Genomic DNA, 18,074 nt, shown 5'->3' on the forward strand with positions numbered 1-18,074 from the left:
GTCCCCGTCGACCTCGGCGCGGCGCGCTACTTTCGCCGCGGCCTGAACGGGTCCGGCGGCACCCCGGCGTCCGGCGGCCGCCCCGCATCCACCGGCGGCCAGCCCGCATCGGGCACCCCAGCGTCCTCCGGCGGCCAACCCCCGTCCGGACGCCCCGCGTCCACCGGCGGCCAACCCCCGTCCGGCTGCCCCGCGTCCACCGGCGGCCAGCCCGCATCCGGACGCCCCGCGTCCACCGGCTGCCTCCCCCCATCCGCCGGCACACCGCCGTCCACCGGCAGCCTGCCACCATCCGGCAGCACGCCGCCGTCGAGCGCCGCCGGGCCCTGCGCGTCCAGCGACGCCAGCCGGCCGTCCGGCCCCGGAGGCCACAGGAAGCGCTGCTCCGCGCCCGTCTTCCGATCGACCAGCTTGGCCCAGCTCGCGCGCGGGTTGTCCGCCATCTGCACGCGCAGCCGCGTCGTCACGCCCTCGTCGAACGCCGGACGGCGGTGCAGGATGTCCGGCTGCCGCTCGGGCGCGTCACCCGTCAGCGGCACGTCGAAACGGACCCTGTCGAGCAGCTCCTGGCCGACGTAGAGCTCGATCGCGAACCGGCCCATCACGCGCGCCGTCGACACAGCCCTGTCGAGCTTCACCGGGCGCGCCCCCGCGATCGAGCCCCTGCCCTTCGCGTACTGCACCTCGAAGACCCACTGCCTGTCGCTCGGACGCACCGCCGGGTCCGGCGCATACCCGGCGCGGGACGGCGGTGCGCCAGGCTCGGCGACCGCGACAACGGCGGCGGCGGCGAGCGCGAGGCCGGCGAGGATCGCCAGGGCAGCACGGGCGAGAGGACGAGGCGAGGTCATCGGGTACCGGATGGAGCCCCGAGCAGCAGAGCCGCCTCGGGCGTCGCAGACAGCACCTCTTCCCACGCGGAGCCGTCGCCGTCGAGCGACGTCCAGAGATCCCGCAGCTCGTCAGGGACAGGGGCCAGCGCCGCGCGCTCCTCGCCGCGCTCGTCCGGCACCGCGACACGCAAGGCGTGCAGCGCGATGCGCGGCAGCGGAAGCACGCGGCCCCGCGCCGTTGTCACGGACCGGGCGCCGCCATGGTCGCGATCGCCGAGCAGCGGCGCGCCCGCATGCGCGGCGTGCACCCGGAGCTGATGCATGCGGCCCGTCACCGGATCGAGGCGGAGCAGCGTGGCCACGGCCGAGCCGCCGCCCGCCCAGGCGACCGCCCGGTACCGCGTCGCCGCGTCCCTCGCCCCGGCGCCGCCCACCGCCGGCAGGCTGCGCCCGCCCCGCGCCCGCGCCGCGCCGATGGGCGCGTCCCACGTGCCCGCCCCCTCGACGCGCCCCCCCGCGACGCCGACGTACACCCGCGCGACGCGCCCCGCCTCGCGCATCGCCGCGAGGTGCCGCTGGCCCCGCACGCCCGTCGCGCACAGCACCGCGCCGCTCACGCCGACGTCGAGCCGCGAGGCCGCGTGCGGCGGCGCGCGCAGGCCGAGCAGCTCCGCGACCTCCGTGACAAGCGACCGCGTGCCGCGGCGCTCCGGCGTCGTCGGCAGCGCCGCCGGCTTCGACGCGACGAGGATCTCCCCCCAGCGCGCCAGCACCTCGACCGGCGGCCCGCCCGGCGCGTCGCGCCGCGCCGGCCACACGGCGAGCTCGTCGCCGACCGCCACCGCGTCGTCAGGCCGCGCGCGCCGCGCGTTCAGGAAGGCGCGCCCCTCGGCCGCCGCGCCCGCAAACCCGCGCGACGCCCCGCCCATGCGCTCGAGGACGTCGGCCACCGTGGGGCCATCCGCCGGCCCGACGCGCCAGCGCGCGGCGGTCATCCGGGCGGCGCGGCGAGCGGCGCCGCGCCCTCGCCGACGGCGCCGTCCAGCGACGGCGGCGCGGCGCGCTCGTCCAGGCGCTCGACAACGCCGCGATCGCCGTCGATCCGCAGCCGATCGCCCGTCTTGATCGCCAGCGTCACGCCAGGGACGTTCACCACGGCAGGGATGCCGTACTCGCGCGCGACGATCGAGGCGTGCGACATGGGGCCGCCGAGCTCGGTCACGACCGCGGCGGCCACAAGGAACAGCGGCGAGAGGCCGATGTCCGTCGTCCGCGCGACGAGCACCTCGCCCGGCTCCACCGCGTCGAGCGCCGATGTGCCGGGATCGAGCACGCGCGCCCGACCCTCGACCACCCCGGGGCTCGCGGGCAGCCCGAGGAGGCGGACCCCGGACGCCGGCGGCAGCACGACAGGCGGCGGCCGGCCGATGAACGTGGGCGGCGGATCGGGGCGCGCGGCGTCGCGCAGGTGCTCGGCGCGGCGCAGCCGGACGACGTGGCCCACGTCGGCGCGGCCGCTGGAGAGCGCCGTCACGAGCTCCTCGTAGGTGCAGAAGAAGACGCTCCCGGGCAGCAGCGAGGGCTCGATGCGCCGGAGCCGCCGGTCGATGTCGAGCGCGACCTTCCGCAGCATGCCGAGCACCCGCGTCACCCATGTGCGCATGCGCTCGCGCAGGCGCACGTAGCGCTGCGCGCGGCCGACCAGCGCGCGGAGGAGCGCGAGCTCCACCCGCGGCAGGCGCGTCTCGAGCATCGCCATCTCCCGGTCGGCGAGCGCGCGCGCCCGCGCCAGCGCGCGCTCCGGATCGCCGGGCGCGCCGCGCAGCGACGCCATCAGCATCGCGATGACAGGCGACGGGTCCTCCCGCCAGCGCGGCGTCGCGAGCTCCGCCTCGCGCACGGCGCGATCGCCGTACGCGTCGAGGAAGCGCGCGAGCGCGTCGCGCGCCGGCCCCTCGGGCAAGTCGCGCGGCCACCTCACCTCGCCGGCGAGGAGCCGCTCGCGCGCGACCCGATCCAGCATGACGAGCTCGGCCACCCGGGCGAGCTCGATGCCAGGCCCCGCGCTGTCGAGCTCGCGCACGCCGCCCGCGAGCACCTGCGCCAGGTGCTCGATGTTGGTCTCCGCGCGGCCGGCCGGCTCGTCGAGCGGCGCCTCCCCGGAGGCCGAGCGCGCGGACGCGCGGCGGCGCGTGACCCGCTCGAGCGCCTTGCAGAGCGCGAGGTGGCTCGCGAGCGACGCCGACGCGCAGTGCAGCATCAGCGTGCCGGTCCGCTCGAGCAGGAGGAAGACGCTCCGCAGCGTCGTGCCGATCGCGTCGTCCGGCAGGAGCGTCATGTCGAGCTCGGAGAGCGCGCGCTGCGCCCACAGCGCCTCGCCCTCGTAGGCGGCCACCTCGCGCTCGAGCCGCGCCTGCCGGAGGAGGAGCCGCGGCCCGGTGAGCGGCAGCCGCGCGTAGAAGCCGCGCCGCGAGACGCTCGCGCTCTGCTCGACGAGCCGCGCGATGAGCTGCTCGCTCGCCCCGCCGCTCATGCCGAGCAGCGCCCGCGGCGAGAGCCCCGGGACCTGCGCCGCGATCTGCATGAAGGCGGTGAGGTTCAGGTAGAAGCGCCCGTACACGTTCGTCACGAGGCGCGCGCCGCGCGGGACGCGGCATCCGAGCGCGGAGAACGCCTCGCGGAAGCCCCGATCGGAGAACGCGCGGGCCACCGACCAGGTGAGCGGCGTCGCCGCCCCCGGCAGCGCCTCGCTCACGTTGGCGCGCGACCAGATCGTGTCGGGGCCGCCCCCCTCGGGGAAGCCGCCGCCGCTCACCGGGCGCACCTGGAGCAGCCAGACGCGCCGCTCGGCCGGCGGCAGCGCGCTGCCGGGCGCGGCGCCGTCCGGCGGCTCCGGCGGCTCCGACGGGCGGCCGGGGTCGTCGCCCTCGACAGCGAACTCCACGTCGAACGGGCCCTTGCCGCCCTGCTCGAGCCGCGCGGCGAGCTCGGCGAGCTGCCGCAGCGCGGCCTCGTCGAGCGCCGGGCGCTCGGCGCGCGCCTCGGGCACCGGGACCTCCTCGATCCCCGCCGGGCCCACGACGAGCGCGCGCCGCTTCTGCGCCACCGCCGACGCGACCACCCGGCCGCCGTCGCGCGCGATCCGGATGGTGTCGGCGGCCACGGCGCCGTCGACGACAGGGGCGCCGAGCCCGAGCGTGACGTTCACGAGCCGCTCGCCCGCACGCCAGTGCTCTCCCGCGAGCCCCGGCGGCGGCGCGGTGAAGAGCACCCCCGCGGCCTCGGCGCGCACCATGACCTGCAGGACCACCCCCATCGCGACGTCGCGGACGCCCGCGTGCGCGAGGTAGGCGAGCGCGCGCGGCAGGAAGGCGCTCGCCCAGACCTGCCGGATCGCCGCGTCGAGCTCGGCCTCGCCGCGCGCGCCGAGCACGGAGGTGGCGAGCCCCGCCATCGACGTCTCGTCGCTGTCCTCGCACGTGGCGCTCGATCGCACGGCGAGCCCCCAGGGCGCGTCGGGCTCGACGGCCTGCCAGAGCGCCCGCAGCGCCGTCGAGAGCGTCTCGGGCAGCGGCTCGCTCAGGATGCGGTCGCGCGCCCGCGCGGCCCGGTCGACGCCCGCCTTCGTGCCCGAGAGCCGGATCAGCGTCGCGAGGTCGTGCCCCGGCGGGAGCTGCCTGTCGACGAGCTCCGTGAAGCACCGCGCATCGAGGACCCAGCCGCGCGGCACCGGGAGGCCGTCGCGGAGCAGGCGCCCGAGCGACGCCGCCTTGCCGCCGACGCGCTTCGCGCTCGTGTGGCGGCGCTGGCCGGCGCTCTCGAGCGGCTTCAGCCACTCGCGCACGGAGGGCGGGTCGGTCGCGCTGTCGGCGCGGGCGATGCGTGTCGGGTCGGCCACGTCGTTGCCGAGGAAGTAACACGGTTCCGCGGCCTGGGTCAGGGGCTTGTGACGCCAGGACCGACCCGGTCACGGCGGGCTCAACCCGCGCAGGACGCGCTCGTGCCAGAGCACCATTTCCACGCCGCCGGGGCCTCGATTCCAGGCATAGTCGTGCGGTCCGGGCACAATGAGCAGCTCGTGGGCAACGCCGTCCTGTCGCAGCCGATCGCTGATCGCCTGGATGGCGGGCAGGAAGGGGTCGGCCTCGCTCGACACGAGCCGCAGCGCGAGCTTGCGGCGCTCCATGGCCCGGCGCGCGAGCATCGAGAACATCTCCGCCTCGCCCGCCCGCACCGCGGGCTGCAGGGCGCCGACCGCGCCGAAGACGTCGGGGTGCGACAGGCCGACGAGCAGCGCGAGGCGGCCGCCGAGGCTCACGCCGTCGATGCCTGTCGCCGTCCGGGCGGCCCGGCAGCCGCTCTCGGCGCGCGCCCGCGGCAGGAGCCGCTCGACGACGAACCGCCCGAAGCCCGCGGCCCCCTCGACGGATCGATCGCGGAGGTCGGGCGTGAACGGCGTCGCGATGGACATCCCGCGGTAGGGGTGGGCGCCGAGCGAGGCGTTGAGCTGCGCGAGCCGCTCGCGCGTCACCATGTGCCCGAGGTCTTCCGGCGCGAGCGGCGGCGAGCGGAGCCGCTCGAGGGTCGCGTCGAGGCCGTAGTCGTCGCGCCACCCGCGCGCGCCGACCTCGGCGCCCCGCACCGCCTCGCCGCGCCCGTGCAGGGCGACGAGCAGCGGCAGCGCCGCCGCGTCGCCGGGCGCGAGGAGCAGCGCGCGCTGCGGGCCCTCGTCGCCGGCGACCGGCTCGAACGCGAGGTCCTCCCAGCCCGGAGGGGCGGCTGCGGACGACGCGGGCGCCGGCTCCGGCGGCGAGCTGCTGCGGCGGCACGAGGTCGAGGCGAGCGCGGCGAGGCCGAGGAGCGCGCGCCTTCGCGAGAGCGGGGGGAGCTTCGTGGCGGCCATCGGCGGCGAGGGTAGCAGCGAGGGGTGCCGCGGCGCCGGCGCGCGCGGGCTGGTCCTGTAGCGGGCTCACGACAGGCATGTTTCGACAGCCGTCCACGCCGCCGCGGTGCGCGCGGCGATGACAAGCGCAGCGGGCTGATCGTGAGAACGACAGCCAGGACGCCAGGAGCGCCAGGAGGGACGAGTTTTTTCTCTCCCCCTTGGCGTCCTTGGCGGTTCAAATCCTTCGTCTTGTCGCCCCACGACGTGCCCCCCGTAGGCTCGCGTTGCGCGGGCGAGATCCCGGGTGGAGCTCATCGCAGCGCGCTCTCGCTCTGCACCGCGCGCACGATGGGCCGGGTCGGCCAGGTCAGGGGGTGAGTCAGCCGCCGGAGGGGCTGAAGAGGAGGGGATAGGTGACGGTCACGATGCCGGCGTCCGGCGGCGGGAACGACAGCCCGTAGAACGAGCGCACCACGCAGGCGACCACGCCGGCGTCCGGCAGATCGGAGCCACCGTTCTGCACGCTGGAGACCGCGCCGTCGCGGCCGATCGTGAAGCCGACCGACACGCGCCCGGTCAGGTTCGGGCTGTTGCGCAGCCCGTTCTCGTAGCAGAGCCGGAACCGGCCGAAGTTCTGCCGCACGATCCGCTGGATGACCTCGGGCGGGATCCGGCCCGACACCGAGGGCGACCCGACCCGCATGCGCGGCGCGTCCGGCTTGTGGCCACGGGCGCCGGCGAAGCGCGACGCGCCGTGGCCAGGGCCGAAGCCCTGCCCGTCGCCGAGCCCGTTGCCGTGGCCGACGGTGCCGAGGGGCCCCATCCCGATGCCGGTGAAGCGCCCGCCGCCGCCCTCTCCCACGCCGAGGAGCCCGAGCCCACCCACGCCGCCCGACTCGTCGATCGTCTCGCCCCACATGTTGGCGATCACGCTCCGCGCGCCGTTCCCGAGCGTTTCCACGCCACCCCAGGGCGCCGAGAGCGCGTTCGGATCGCCGCCGAGGCCCGCCTGGAGCACGCCGATCATGCCGAAGCGCGCCGCGTCGTCGAGCGCCTGCGCCCGCGAGATCCGCACGTCGAGGTTGTCCTTCGGCCCCTCGATGTCGAAGCGCCCGTTCATCTTCCGGCTCGTCGCGCTCCCGGCCTTGCCCGACTCGCCGATCGCGGCCGCGCCCGTGCCGCCTTCCGTCTCGTTCGGGCGGCTCGCCTCCGCGCCCTCGTTCGCCTCGGGCAGCTCCCGCTCGGCCGTCGCCGCGAGCGCCTGCGCCATGAGGTACGCCTGCTCCGCGCTGACGCCGCCGTCGTCGGCCATGGCCAGCGGCGGCATGAACGCGGCCATGGCCGAGAGCAGGCCGACGTGGACCAGCGTCGAGAGCGCGGCGAACGGCAGGCTCCGGCGGTCGAGGCTCACCTTGCCCGCCACGCGGCGGCCCGCCCTGCCCACGGCGACCTCGACCCCGAAGTCGCCGAGATCGAGCTTCGCCCGGCCGCCGAGCGGCAGCGCGATCTGCCGCGCGCCGTCGAGCGCCGCACACGGCACGGCGCGGCCCGACGCGATCGCCTGCGCGACAGTCATCTTGCAGCTCCCGAGCTCGATCATGCCCGTGGCGCCCGGCGGGATCACGGCGCTCACCTCGCCGCCGTCTCCGACGAGCACGAGCGGCGCGCTCGCCGCGCCGAGCCGCGCCGCGGGGACGAAGAAGTCACACCCGCCCTCGACGCCTTCCTGCTCGCCGGCGTGAAAGGCGCGCGGCGGCGTCAGGTGCGCCATGTGAAGCAGGCTGTCCCCCCACCGGATGACCACCTCGACGGACAGCGCCTCGGTCTCGCACTCGTCCGCGGGCACCTCGGGCGCGCTCTTGACCAGCGCGTACGTATACGAGCCCTCCGGCGCGTCCGCGGACACCTCGGCCTCGCAGGCCGGAGCCGGGCTGAAGGGCAGATTGCCAAGAAATGGGTTCGACGATGCGATGCTCGGAGCCAGCTTGAACGTGTCCATCGGAGACAGCCCTTTCCTGCCCGCGCGCGCGGCGTGAGCCGCGCAGCGAGCGGTATGAATGGAGCGAGCCCGCGAGAGCCCGCCAGCGCAGCGCTCCACGGCGGGCGCGCGGCGAGCTTCACCGCGCTCTGCGTGCGCCGCGGAGCACCGCGTCCACGCCCTGGATCGACAGCGGCCCCTGCCCCAGGTTCCGGGCCTGCAACGCAATTTTCAGCGGCGACCTCGCGCGCCGGCCGTTGAATAAATTCCAGACCACCGGCCCGCACGCCCCCGCGGCGGCGCGCCGCGGAATCGCCGCGAAACCGGATCGCAACCTTCCGGTGCTCTCCGGTTCACCACCACGCACCGGCCGAGACGTCGACCAGAGAACCCCCCTTCATCGCACCATGGTATCGAGCGCGACACACCGATGGTGGACCCGGAACCGCAGGGACGATCGGGGCTCACGCAACCAGAATGACACGGGCGTTGGGGTAGCCGGGCGCTCTCCCTCGTGCGTATGATGAACGCCATGGGTGCGACCAGGAGCAGCGGTCAAGACCCGCTCATCGGCGCGACGATCGCGGGCCGATATCGGATCATCTCGCTCATCGCCCGCGGGGGTATGGGCAAGGTCTACAGGGCAGAGCAGTTCGCGCTCGGTCGGATCTGCGCCCTCAAGCTCCTCGTCCCCGATGAGCGCCACGAGCAAGATCCGGAGTTCTTCCGGCGCTTCTCGCGCGAGGCCGCGACCGCGGCGAGGCTCACCCACCCGAACTCGGTCACCGTCTTCGATTACGGCAAGGACGATCGGCGCGGGATCTATTTCATCGCCATGGAGTACATCGCCGGGCGCACGCTCCACCGCGTGCTCCACGACGAGGGCCCGCTCCCCGAGGCGCGCGCGAGCCGGATCGCCCGGCAGATCTGCCGGGCGATGGCGGAGGCGCACGGGCTCGGGCTCGTGCACCGGGACCTCAAGCCGAGCAATGTGCTCCTCGTCGACCAGGGGGACGAGAAGGATTTCGTCAAGGTGCTCGACTTCGGCCTGGTCAAGGACGTCTCGGGAGAGCTCGACGATCTGACGCAGAAGGGCCTGTTCATCGGCTCTCCCAGGTACACCGCGCCGGAGCAGGCGCTGGGCAACGAGCTCTCGCCGCGCGCAGACATCTACTCGCTCGGCGTGCTGCTCTACGAGATGCTCTGCGGCAAGGCGCCGTTCGACAAGAAGGTGCCGACGGCGACGCTGATGGCCCACGTCAGCGAGCCGCCGCCGCCGCTCGCGCGCGCCTCCGGCGACGCGCCGGGCGCGCCCGTGTCGCCGGGGATGGAGGCGATCGTGATGCGGTGTCTCGAGAAGAGCCCGGACAGGCGCTTCCAGTCGATGAAGGAGTGCCTCCTCGCGCTGAAGGGCGCGGCGGGCGAGCCGGTCGACGTCGCGCGGTCGTCGACGCCGGACCGCGTGCCCGTGTCGCAGCCTGGCGGCGCGCTGCCGTCTGCGCCGTCGGCCTCGGGGCCGCTCATCTCGGAGCTCTCGCCGCCGCCGGCCGACTCGGGCGCGTCGCCTCGCTCGATCCAGCTCGACTCGCTGTCTCCTCCCCACGTCTCCCCGACGTTCAGCGGCTCTGTCGCGCCACCCCGTCACCGGCCGCTGTCTCTTTACCTCGTGGCGCCGATCGCGGCGCTCGTCGGCGGCGGCCTCGTGATGGCAATCGGCGGGCAGGCGCGCGGGCCGCAGGCCGCGAGCACCCCGGCGGCCGTCCAGTCCGTCTTCTTGCCGATCGCCGTCCCCGCCGAGGCGTCGGCGGACAGAGCGCCCGGGGCGGCGGCCGGCTTCAGGATCGTGCGGATCGAGAGCGCTCCGCCCGGCGCCCGCGTGTCCGACCGCGGGACGGAGGTGTGCCTGGCAACGCCGTGCCGGCTCGTCCTGGAGGGCGCCGGGACCCGGGCCGAGTACCGGCTCCAGCTCACCAGGCCCGGCTACAAGCCGGCCGCGCTGGTCGTGCGCCCCGAGGACGAGACCGCCTCGGCCCACCTCGAGGCGCTGGCCGCGGCCCCCGCGCCTCCGCCGCCGCCGAGCGCGCAGGTCGCGGTGAGCGCCCTCCCGGAGGCGGCTCTCTACGAGGAGGCGCTGCGCGAGGAGGGCGCCGCGGCCGAGCCCGCCGTGACCGAGCCCGGAGCTGCCCAGCCCAGCGCGGCCGCCCTGCCGGCGGCTCCAGAGGCCGCGCCCGCCGCGGCGCCGGCCGCGCCGGCGTCGATGGTGACCGCTCCCGAGATCCTGCGCTTCCAGGACGGGATGACGCGCCCCGTGCCGATCGAGGCGCCCGCGGTTGTCTACACGCGGGAGGCGCGGCAGGCCCGCGTCGAGGGGACGGTCCTCGCGCGCTGCGTGGTGACGACGGCCGGAAATCTCGCTGGCTGCCGGATCGTGAAGGGCGTCCCCCACATGAACGAGGCGGTCCTCTCGGCGCTCGCGGCGAGCCGCTACAAGCCGGTCACGTACCAGGGACAGCCCGTCAACGTCGACTACGTGTTCTCGATCAAGCTCGTGCTGCCCTGACGCCAGCACCTCGCCGCTGAGGCTCATCCCTGGTTCATGAGAAAAAAACCACAGGGGCACAGAGGAGAGAAGAGAGGATAAAAAACTCTCTCTTTCCTCTGTGCCCTCTGTGCCCTCTGTGGTTCAAATTCTTCCCCATCACAGGGCGAGCATGACGGCGGCCGAGAGGAAGACGACATGAGTGATCATGGCCGAAACCGGGCGGCGCGAGCCGGGCTGATCCTCTGTTTCGCGGCGCTGCTCGGCTGCTCGCGGGAAGAGACCTCCCGGCCGGGCGCAGGGAGCAGCGCCGCGCGCCCGGCTGCGCTCGGGGCCGAGGTCGTGCCGGCGCCGGAGGGCGGCGAGGTCCCCGCGCTGGTGCAGGAGGCGCGGGACCGCGCCCGGCGCGAGGGGCGCGAGCTCGTCGTCTACGTGGGCGCGTCGTGGTGCGAGCCGTGCACGAGGTTCCACGACGCCGTGAAGGCGGGCCAGCTCGACGCGAGCTTCCCGGCGCTGCGCCTGCTCGAGTTCGACCTCGACCGCGACCACGACCGGCTCGCCGAGGCCGGCTATGCGTCCGAGATGATCCCGCTCTTCGTCGTGCCGGGCGCGGACGGCCGGGGAACGCCCCTCCGCGTCGAGGGGTCGGTGAAGGGCGACCGCGCGGTGGACGAGATCGTCCCCCGGCTCGCGGCGATCCTGGCCCGAGCGCGCGCGGCGGCGCGGTGATCCGCGGAGCGCGCGGCGCCCGCGCCGGCGATCGCGAGCGCGGCGCCCGCGTCGCGGTGGACGGGCGGCGGCGGCGGAGCCATGGATGGACCTCCATGAGGACCGCGAACCTGCTGCTCGCAGCCGCGATCGTGACGCTCGCCGCGGGCTGCCGCGGCGGCGGCAGCGAGCCTGCTCAGCCCATCCCGCACGTCACGCCGATCGACACGCGCCCCCCCGCCGAGCCGGCGGCGGACGACGAGCCGCCCACGCCGCGGCCCCCGAAGCAGGCTGACCCCACGAGCACGGACTCGTTCGAGGGCACCGCGGGCGCCACCGACAAGCCGCGCGCCGGCGCCACGGTCGCGGTCCTGCGCGACGTGCGCGCGGCCCGGCACGAGCACTACGACCGCGTCGTGTTCGAGTTCGAGGGGGACACGGTGCCTGGCTACCACGTCGACTACATCGACAAGCCGGTGCGGCAGTGCGGCTCGGGCGAGGCGACGGAGATCGCCGGCGACGGGTGGCTCGCCGTGCGCATGACCCCCGCCGCGGCGCACACGGAGGCGGGGAAGGCCACGATCCCGTTCCGCGAGCGGAAGCTCGCGCTCGGCGTGGCCCTGGAGCTCGAGCGCACGTGCGACTTCGAGGCCGAGGTGACCTGGGTGCTCGGGGTCTCGTCGCCGAACCGGTACCGCGTCCTCGAGCTGACGAAGCCGGCGCGGCTCGTCGTCGACGTGAAGCACTGAGGCCGCGCGAACGACCGCCGCGCGCCCCTCGCCGGCTCAGCCGCCCAGCGCGGGCCCGGGCTCGTCGTGGCGCGCCGGCGTGGACGCGTCCGCCGCCCTCGGCGGCGGAAGCCGGCGCGGCGGCACCGTGACGTGCTTCGGCGGGGCGGCGGGGCCGCCGGACGGCCGCGGGATGTTGTAGACGCGCTTCGCCTGGATCGCCGTGGATCGCAGGCCGTTCGCCCGCTTGATCGCCTCCACGGTGGTGCCGTACCGCCGGGCCAGCGAGCCCAGGGTCTGCCCCTTCCTCGCGAGGTGGCGCACGTACTGCGCCGTCGGCTTGATCGCCCCGCGCTTCACGAGCATGGGGTAGGCGCGCACGGCCGAGTCCTGCGCGATCGGGCTGTAGAACCTGATGTGGATGTGGTTCGCGTGCCCCCGGGCGTGACGGATGAGCGGCCGCGGCTTCCTCGACCCGAACTGGAAGACGTCGTCGAGCCAGTCCTTGTCCTCGCCGATCTTCAGCGCGTGCTCCTTGAGCAGCTTCTGCACGCTGGTGTCGATGAGGATGAGCTCCACGTCGGTCTCGGTGATCAGCGCCCGGACGAAGGCCCAGGTGCGCTCCCGGTCGAGGTTCGCCGCCGTGGCCCGCTGGTACCAGCGGTGCCTCGCGTCGAGGAAGTAGCTGATGTCGACGTCGCGCCCGGCCTGGTGGCTCTTGTGCGGCGAGAGGCGGCCGCCGTCCCGCGCGCTGATGTGCCCGATGTAGAGCTTCGGGCTCCCCGGGAACTGCCGGTGCACCTCCCCGATCGCCCGATCGAGCGCGTCGACCGTCTCGCGCGTCCCCCAGGCGTGACCCGGGTCGACGAGCTCCCACCTGTCGCTCTCGGGCATCCGGATGCCGTTGAACAGCGCGCCCGCGTTGGTGGCGCCCACCGACATCGGCCCGAGCGCCGCCGGGTCCTTCGACAGCAGCTCCTCGATCTGCGCGTCGGTCATGGCCGCGAGCGGCGAGCGCGCCGGCGTGCCGGTGCCCGGCTCCGGCGGCAGCTCGACGTCGTCGTCGACCTCCCCGCCGTCCTCGTCCACCTCGTCGTCGTGATCGTGGTCGTGGGCGGCCGCGAGCGCGGCGTGGTCCGCCGCCGTCCTGGGCGCGCCTGCGCCGTGCTCCGATGAGACAGCGGCGGCCGCGCGCAGCAGGCTGTCCTTCGACCGCGCCGCCACGGGCGCCCTCCCGGCGCAGCCCGCGACGATGAGGGCGCAGAGGACGGAAACCAAGCTGCTGCGGCCCATCGCGGCGCCACTATACCGGCACGAGGACGACACGCCAACCGCGGCCCGGCGGTCGCACAGCGCCCTTCACGCGACGCGTGTTCAGCGCCCGGGCGCCTTACGCGGCTGTGCCCGCGGCCGCGCGCGGCTGCGCTCCGGCTGGCACCGGGCGCAGAAGGCGCTGGAGCGCCCGCCGATCGCGCGCGTCTCCAGCGCCGCGCCGCAGCGAGGGCACGGCTCGCCGGCGCGCGCGTAGACCTGGAACGGGTTCGGCGCCGCGCCGGACTCGGACAGGTACGCGATCTCCCCGGCGCCGATCGCCGTGATCGTGTGCGCGATCGACGCCTCGATGCCCGCGGCGATGGCGGCGACCTCCTCGCGCGACAGGGAGCGGCCCGGCCGCGCCGGGTGCACGCCAGCCCGGAAGAGCGCCTCGGTCGCCTGGATGTTGCCGAGGCCGGCGATCACCGCCTGGTCCATCAGGATCACCTTCACGGCGCGCGCGCTCGCCCGGGCGCGCTCCAGCAGGGCGTCCACGTCGATCCCGTCGCGCAGCGGATCGGCGCCGAGCGCGGCGATCTCGGGGATCTCGCGCGGCGAGGCGCCGCGCAGGACGGCGAGCCGCCCGAGGAGCCGCGGGTCGTTGTAGTGGAGCACGCTCCCCGAGGTGAGCCGCAGCCGCGCGCGGCTGTGCCCCAGCGCGGGCTCTCCCGGCGCGCGGCGCACCCACTTGCCCGACATCCCGAGGTGGCTGAGCAGCATCACGCCCCCGTCGAGCTCGAGGACGAGGTACTTGCCGAAGCGCGTGACGCGCTCGAGCGCGCGGCCCGGCAGCTCGCGCTCGAAAGCGTCGCGGCTCGATCGGCGGAACACGCGGGTCGGATCGCCCTCGGCGGACGCGATCCGGTCGCCCGCGAGGAAGCGGCGCAGCGAGGCGGCGGCGTGCTCGACCTCCGGGAGCTCCGGCACCCGCGAGGACTATCACGCGCCGCGGCGCACGAGGGCGTTGCCGCCGGCTGGGCGGCGGCTACATGCTGCCCTCGTGCAAGGGTCCCAGCGGAGCGGCCGCCCCGATCCGGCAGCCCAGGGGGCGGCCGCGACGGCGCGCCATCCGGGGCCGGCCGCGGCGCCCGACGGCGCGCCGCGCCCGCACGAGCGACCGGCCGGGGCCGGCGAGCGGCCGGCCGCGGCGGGCGAACGGCACCCGGGCGGCGGGGGCCAGCGGAAGCTCTTCTCGGCCAGGGAGGTGGCGGGCGACGGGTCCGCGACGGTCGAGGGAGAGGTCGTCCGCGTCACCTACGAGAGCGAGTCGAGCGGCTTCCGGGTGCTGCGGGTGGAGGTCACCCCGGGCGCAGCGCCGGAGGTCTGGGTCGGGGTGTTCCCGCCGGTCGGCCCGGGCACGCGCGTGCGCGCGACCGGGCGCTACGAGCGCGATCCGAAGCACGGCGAGCAGCTCAAGGTCGAGACCCTGCTGCCGATCGCCCCCGCCACGCTGGACGGGCTCGAGCGCTACCTCGGCTCCGGCATGGTGCAGGGCATCGGCCCCGCGTACGCGAAGCGGATCGTCGAGGCGTTCGGCGCCGAGACGCTCGAGATCCTCGACCGGTCGCCGGAGCGGCTCGCCGAGGTCCCCGGGCTCGGCCAGCGGCGGGCGCAGGCCGTCGCGAAGGCGTGGGCGGCGCAGCGGGCCATCGGGGCCATCATGATCTTCCTCCAGGCGCACGGCGCGTCCCCGGCGCTGGCGAGCCGCATCTACAGGCGGTTCGGCCCGCACGCGATCGACATCGTCTCCCGCTCCCCGTACCGGCTCGCGCTCGACGTGTGGGGCATCGGCTTCAAGACAGCCGACCGGATCGCGCGCTCGATCGGCGTCCGGGCCGACTCGCCGGAGCGGGCGCAGGCGGGCGTGCTGCAGACGCTGGTCGACCTGTCGACGCGCGGGCACACGCTCGCGGAGCGGCCGGAGCTCGCGGAGCTCGCCGCGACGATGCTCGAGCGCGACGCCGCCGAGGTCGACAGCGCGATCGACGCGCTCGTGGCGAGCGGCCACGTCCGCGTCGAGGCGCTGTCGACCGGCGAGGTCGCCGTCTACCCGAAGGACCTCTACGAGGCCGAGGTGCGGCTCGCGCGCCGGATGCGCTCCCTGCTGGGGGGCGACGAGGACGACGCGGCGAGCGACGCGCGCCTCGCGGAGGGCGTCGACGCGGCGATCGCCGCGTTCGAGGAGAAGACGAAGGTCGCGCTGGCGGCCGCGCAGCGCGCCGCGGTGGAGCAGGCCGCGCGGAACAAGGTGCTGGTCGTCACCGGCGGCCCGGGCGTGGGCAAGACGACGATCGTCCGGGCGATCCTGGCGCTGTTCGATCGCGCCCGGCTCCCGGTGCGGCTCGCCGCGCCGACGGGGCGCGCGGCCAAGCGGATGAGCGAGGCGACGGGGCGCGAGGCCGTCACCCTCCATCGGCTGCTGGAGTTCGACCCGAAGCAGCGCAAGTTCGGGCGCCAGCGGGGCCGCCCGATCGAGGCGGCGGCGATCGTGGTCGACGAGGCGTCGATGCTCGACCTGGCGCTCGCCGACGCGCTCCTGCAGGCCACGTCCGACGCGGCGCGGCTCGTCCTTGTGGGCGACGTCGACCAGCTCCCGTCGGTCGGCCCCGGCGCGGTGCTGCGGGACGTGATCGCCTCCGGCGAGGTGCCCACGGTGCGCCTCACGCAGATCTTCCGGCAGGCCGAGGGCAGCCTCATCGTCCGCAACGCGCACCGCATCCACGACGGCGAGCCGCCGGAGGGCGCGCGCGGCCCCGGCGGCGAGTTCTACGTGATCGAGCGGACCGAGGCCGAGGCCGCGGCGGAGCTGATCCTGCACCTCGTCACGGAGCGCATCGCCAAGGGGTTCGGGCTGGACCCGCGGCGGGACGTGCAGGTCCTCACGCCGATGCACAAGGGCGAGGCCGGCGCGATCTCCCTGAACGCGCGGCTCCAGGCGGCGCTGAACCCCGAGGGCCCGAGCGTCACGCGCGGCGCGCGCACGTTGCGGCTCGGCGACAAGGTGATGCAGCTCCGCAACGACTACGACCGCGAGGTCTACAACGGCGACGTCGGGTTCATCACGGACCTGAACGCCGAGGAGCGGAAGCTCCAGGTCCGCTTCGACGATCGCGAGGTCGGCTACGAAGAGGGGGAGATCGACGAGCTGACGCTCGCTTACGCGACGAGCATCCACAAGAGCCAGGGGAGCGAGTATCCGGCCGTGATCGTGCCGATCCTCACCCAGCATTTCGTCATGCTGTCGCGGAACCTCATCTACACGGCGGTGACCCGCGGCAAGCGGCTCGTGGTGCTCATCGCCGATCCGCGAGCCGTGTCGCTGGCGCTGGCGGAGACGCGCAAGGAGGAGCGCCGCACCCACCTCGCGGAGCGGTTGCGCAGCGCGGCGCCGGCGCGCTCCGGGCCGGCGCTCGAGCCCAAGCCGGCTCTCGCCGCCGGGCCGCGACTCGACTAGGACGTTGGCCGAGAGGGCGAGCGACATGAGCGTCCGTGACGGCGACAGCGACAACGACAACGATCCCACGAGCGAGCGCGAGACGCGCGATACGACCAAGGCGACAGCGCAGCAGGGCCCAGCGCGGCTGGCCTGGAGCGCGGGCGGCGCGACGAGATTCACCAGTGGAATCACGCGTGGAAACTCGGGTGGAATCACGGGCGGAAACTCGGGTGGAAACCGAAGTGGAGCCGGCGGAGCCGCCGCGGCCAGGGCCCGCACGCTCGGAGCTCCCCCGTTGCCCGGCTCGGCCCTCCCTGCTAGCGTTCGCGCCCCCTCTACACGAACTACGACCCCCATCACTTCAGCGCGCAGGGTACCGGGGCGAGGCTGGGCGATTCCTGCCCCTCGGCGCGCGTGGGGGAGAGATCTCGGAGCATCGACGATGACGACCAACGGACAGCAGCAGGCGGCTGGGCTCAACATCAGCGGGGGGGCGGCGATCGTCGCGCCCGTGAGCGCGTTTCCGAACGGCGTGCCGGGGAACGCGCTCATCGTCATCCCGATGAACAAGCCGACCGATGAGCTGAAAGGCCTCCTCGAGCAGGGGCCCACGGCGGTGACCCTCGATCAGATGTGGCAGCTCCTCGGCTTCAACGGGCCGGCGGTGCAGGTGCAGGACGACCAGGGTCGCCCCATCGCGATCGGTCTGGAGGACCTCCTCGCCGGCCTCGAGAAGCACTGGACCGAGCAGCCCGACGACCTGAACCGCGGGCGCATCTACGCGCAGGAGCTCCTCAAGCACAACCGGCTGCAGCGCGCCGAGCAGGTGCTCTCGAAGGTGGTGGCGAAGGGCGGCACGGGCGACGACTGGCTCGCGCTCGGCATCGCGCAGCTCTCCCAGGACAAGCACGACAAGGCCGAGGGGACGCTCAAGGGGGCGCAGAACCTGCTGAAGGACAACCCCTACCCCTCGCTGCACCTCGCGAAGCTCTACCAGGCGCGCAAGGAGGACGCGAAGGAGCGCGAGTACATCGAGAAGGCGATCGCGATCGACGCCGGGTGTATCGACGCGTGGGCCTACCTCTTCCAGTACCTGAAGCAGCGCGGGGACGAGGAGAGCGCGGTGGCCGAGATGGAGAAGATCTCGGCGGACAAGAAGACGGCCGCGCCGTACATCGCGATCCAGGGCTTCTACGCGAGCAACGAGGAGACGCGGGACAAGGCCGTCGAGTACGCCAAGAAGGCGGTCGCGCTGAACCCGGACGACCCGCTGGCGCTGCTCTGCCTGTCGGCGCTGTACGGGCAGAAGAACGACCTCGAGGCGGTGGTCCGCCTGCTCCAGCCGCACGAGGCGAAGATGAGCCGCGACGTGCGCCTCGCCAACAACTACTTCGAGGCGCTCTTCCAGTCTCGCCAGCTCGAGAAGGTGACCAAGCTGCTGAACGCGCTCGCCGGATCTCCGAACAAGGAGGTCAAGCAGTTCGCCATCGAGCGCTCGCGCGCCGTCGCGCAGTACCTGCAGCAGCAGCAGCAGCAGCTCGCCGCGGCGGCCCAGCCGGCGCAGCGCAAGGTCTGACGAGCGCGCAGGACCCGCGCGGGGGGCGTCCTAGGCGGCGCTCCCCGCGGCTCACCGGCTCAGCAACGAACAGCAGC

Annotated in this window: 12 protein-coding genes; 5 read left to right on the plus strand and 7 right to left on the minus strand. The window is 74.8% G+C overall.

Annotated features, from left to right (window positions below; genetic code table 11):
- Positions 1-26: 26 nt before the first annotated feature.
- The 5 genes from WMF42_RS39010 to WMF42_RS39030 all read right to left on the minus strand — a co-directional run bounded on the left by WMF42_RS39010 (position 27) and on the right by WMF42_RS39030 (position 7,717).
- Positions 27-851 (minus strand): hypothetical protein, encoded by an 825-nt coding sequence (locus tag WMF42_RS39010; RefSeq protein WP_437688247.1) that lies wholly within the window; start codon positions 849-851, stop codon positions 27-29.
- Positions 848-1,828, minus strand: a complete 981-nt coding sequence (locus WMF42_RS39015) for a pseudouridine synthase (RefSeq protein ID WP_437688248.1) — start codon at positions 1,826-1,828, stop codon at positions 848-850. The genes WMF42_RS39010 and WMF42_RS39015 overlap by 4 nt, the downstream gene beginning before the upstream one ends.
- Positions 1,825-4,731: a PEP/pyruvate-binding domain-containing protein gene (locus WMF42_RS39020; RefSeq protein ID WP_437688249.1), complete on the minus strand. Its 2,907-nt coding sequence runs from the start codon at positions 4,729-4,731 to the stop codon at positions 1,825-1,827. The genes WMF42_RS39015 and WMF42_RS39020 overlap by 4 nt, the downstream gene beginning before the upstream one ends.
- A 69-nt stretch (positions 4,732-4,800) precedes the next feature.
- Positions 4,801-5,736: an alpha/beta hydrolase gene (locus WMF42_RS39025; RefSeq protein ID WP_437688250.1), complete on the minus strand. Its 936-nt coding sequence runs from the start codon at positions 5,734-5,736 to the stop codon at positions 4,801-4,803.
- Between the two features lie 361 nt (positions 5,737-6,097).
- The gene (locus WMF42_RS39030; RefSeq protein ID WP_437688251.1) at positions 6,098-7,717 is read right to left on the minus strand and encodes an AgmX/PglI C-terminal domain-containing protein; all 1,620 of its coding nucleotides are present in this window, start codon (positions 7,715-7,717) and stop codon (positions 6,098-6,100) included.
- Between the two features lie 511 nt (positions 7,718-8,228).
- Here WMF42_RS39030 and WMF42_RS39035 point away from each other — a divergent pair.
- From WMF42_RS39035 to WMF42_RS39045, 3 genes are all read left to right on the plus strand, one after another.
- The gene (locus WMF42_RS39035) at positions 8,229-10,256 is read left to right on the plus strand and encodes a TonB family protein (protein ID WP_437688252.1); all 2,028 of its coding nucleotides are present in this window, start codon (positions 8,229-8,231) and stop codon (positions 10,254-10,256) included.
- Positions 10,257-10,433: 177 nt separating this feature from the next.
- Complete coding sequence (locus WMF42_RS39040) at positions 10,434-10,964, plus strand: TlpA family protein disulfide reductase (RefSeq protein WP_437688253.1); 531 nt, start codon at positions 10,434-10,436, stop codon at positions 10,962-10,964.
- A 95-nt stretch (positions 10,965-11,059) separates the two neighbouring features.
- Complete coding sequence (locus WMF42_RS39045) at positions 11,060-11,692, plus strand: AMIN-like domain-containing (lipo)protein (protein WP_061609652.1); 633 nt, start codon at positions 11,060-11,062, stop codon at positions 11,690-11,692.
- Between the two features lie 36 nt (positions 11,693-11,728).
- Here the strand turns inward: WMF42_RS39045 and WMF42_RS39050 are convergent, their stop codons facing one another.
- Together WMF42_RS39050 and mutM are read right to left on the minus strand one after the other, a co-directional pair.
- Positions 11,729-12,964, minus strand: coding sequence for a LysM peptidoglycan-binding domain-containing protein (locus WMF42_RS39050; protein ID WP_437688254.1), 1,236 nt, complete (start codon positions 12,962-12,964; stop codon positions 11,729-11,731).
- An 81-nt stretch (positions 12,965-13,045) separates the two neighbouring features.
- Positions 13,046-13,912 carry a bifunctional DNA-formamidopyrimidine glycosylase/DNA-(apurinic or apyrimidinic site) lyase gene (gene mutM, locus WMF42_RS39055; protein ID WP_437688255.1) on the minus strand — a complete coding sequence of 289 codons (867 nt, stop codon included), beginning with the start codon at positions 13,910-13,912 and terminating at the stop codon, positions 13,046-13,048.
- A 73-nt stretch (positions 13,913-13,985) separates the two neighbouring features.
- Here mutM and recD2 point away from each other — a divergent pair, with 73 nt between their 5' ends.
- Positions 13,986-16,439: an SF1B family DNA helicase RecD2 gene (recD2, locus tag WMF42_RS39060; RefSeq protein WP_437688256.1), complete on the plus strand. Its 2,454-nt coding sequence runs from the start codon at positions 13,986-13,988 to the stop codon at positions 16,437-16,439.
- A 424-nt stretch (positions 16,440-16,863) separates the two neighbouring features.
- Positions 16,864-17,997 carry a tetratricopeptide repeat protein gene (locus tag WMF42_RS39065; protein ID WP_061609626.1) on the plus strand — a complete coding sequence of 378 codons (1,134 nt, stop codon included), beginning with the start codon at positions 16,864-16,866 and terminating at the stop codon, positions 17,995-17,997.
- The last annotated feature ends 77 nt before the right edge of the window (positions 17,998-18,074 follow it).

Origin of the sequence: Sorangium sp. So ce176 (assembly GCF_051519835.1) — a bacterium.
Classification (GTDB): Bacteria; Myxococcota_A; Polyangia; order Polyangiales; family Polyangiaceae; genus Sorangium; species Sorangium cellulosum_G.